A 1,240-nucleotide genomic window follows, 5' to 3' on the forward strand; every position below is an offset into this window, starting at 1 on the left:
GCGCGCTTACGCAACTCGGGCGGATAGGGGGACTTGGCTGCCATGACTCGATCCTCTCAAGGGAACGAGCCTCCAACGAAGCCGGAGCGCTTCATTGGTGCCCGTGGCACGATCGACCCCTGTCGAAGAGATCATGGCGGTCGGGTCCGGGACGGGGATGAGCGAGTTATCGGCGCAGCCGCGCAGCCATCAGGGCAGGGCCTATCCTGCGGCCCGCGTTGGGCTGGTGGCGGGGCTGTCCGCCGTGGTCGTTTCGGGACTGCTGCCCTGGATCGCGCCGGCCCTGTCGGGAACGGCCGAACAAGCCGAGGGATTCCTTCCGGGTTTCGGCGAAGCCGTGGTCGGCCATCTGGGCCTGTCCTATCTGGACGTTCATCGCGCGGTTCCGGTGATGCTCCTGGTGACGTTCCTTCTCGCGATCTGCCAGGCTGTGCTGGCGTCGGAGAACCAGGCGCTCGTGCGTCGTCATGCTCGACACCACCGGCCAGGTGGAGGCTATCCGCCCCGACCTGGCGCGAATCCGTCGCCTCCCGGTCAGCCGCACCCTGGGACAGCCGCAGGTGGCGGCGGCGCTGACTTCACCTCCGCAACGTCGCCCCCGCCCTCGGCGTGGACGAGGATCAAGCCTGCGCCCCGTCCCCTCAACGAGTCCTCAACAAGTTCTCAACACCGCCCGGCGCACCATGTGGATCGCCAGTCGATCAGCAGGACAAAGGGGGCAATATGCGCTTCGGGACCAAGCCCGTAGGGATGCTGGTTACGACCGGCGCGGTCATGGCGGCGGCACTCGTGAACGGGCCGGCCACGTCGGCCACCCCGCCTCCATGCGACGTGTACGGCGGCTCCACCTCCAACCTGGATGCGGCTACGGCGTGATGGAGGGCTCCTACAACCTCACGAAAGGGCCGCGGGCGGACCTGTGCGGAAACGTGGCCAGGCTCCGCAGGGGGCAGGTGATCTACTTCCACTGTTGGGCACGGAACGGACACGGCAACCTCTGGGTCCGTGGCCGGGTGAAGGACGAGGAAGTACGGGTGGATGTCGATCGGCAACTTCCGTACCATCCGACACTCGAACCATGAGACGTGCAGGCCGAACGCCGATCGCGATCACACGTAGAAGAACCCCCTCGTGAGAATCAAGAACTAGGAGTGTCCTGAAGATCTTGGTGGGCGGGTCGGTATGCGTCGGCCCGTCTGCTGGTTATGGAGTGGCGGGATCGAGGGTCCAGGTGTTGTTG

General features: G+C 66.0%; 2 protein-coding genes. One reads left to right on the plus strand and one right to left on the minus strand.

The window, feature by feature from the left end; translation table 11 throughout:
- Positions 1 to 166 precede the first annotated feature (166 nt).
- Positions 167 to 469, minus strand: coding sequence for a hypothetical protein (locus tag AB0B91_RS66190; RefSeq protein ID WP_358343280.1), 303 nt, complete (start codon positions 467 to 469; stop codon positions 167 to 169).
- Between the two features lie 254 nt (positions 470 to 723).
- On the opposite strand from AB0B91_RS66190, the gene AB0B91_RS66195 reads away from it, so the two are divergent.
- Positions 724 to 876: a hypothetical protein gene (locus tag AB0B91_RS66195; RefSeq protein ID WP_358343281.1), complete on the plus strand. Its 153-nt coding sequence runs from the start codon at positions 724 to 726 to the stop codon at positions 874 to 876.
- Positions 877 to 1,240: the final 364 nt, after the last annotated feature.

The sequence above is a fragment of the Nonomuraea sp. NPDC049141 genome, from assembly GCF_040648415.1.
GTDB lineage: Bacteria > Actinomycetota > Actinomycetes > Streptosporangiales > Streptosporangiaceae > Nonomuraea.

Excerpts from the sequence above, each read along its gene's own strand:
- AB0B91_RS66195 (WP_358343281.1), top strand. The coding sequence starts at position 724 with ATGCGCTTCGGGACCAAGCCCGTAGGGATGCTGGTTACGACCGGCGCG.
- AB0B91_RS66190 (WP_358343280.1), bottom strand. The coding sequence starts at position 469 with ATGACGACGCACGAGCGCCTGGTTCTCCGACGCCAGCACAGCCTGGCA.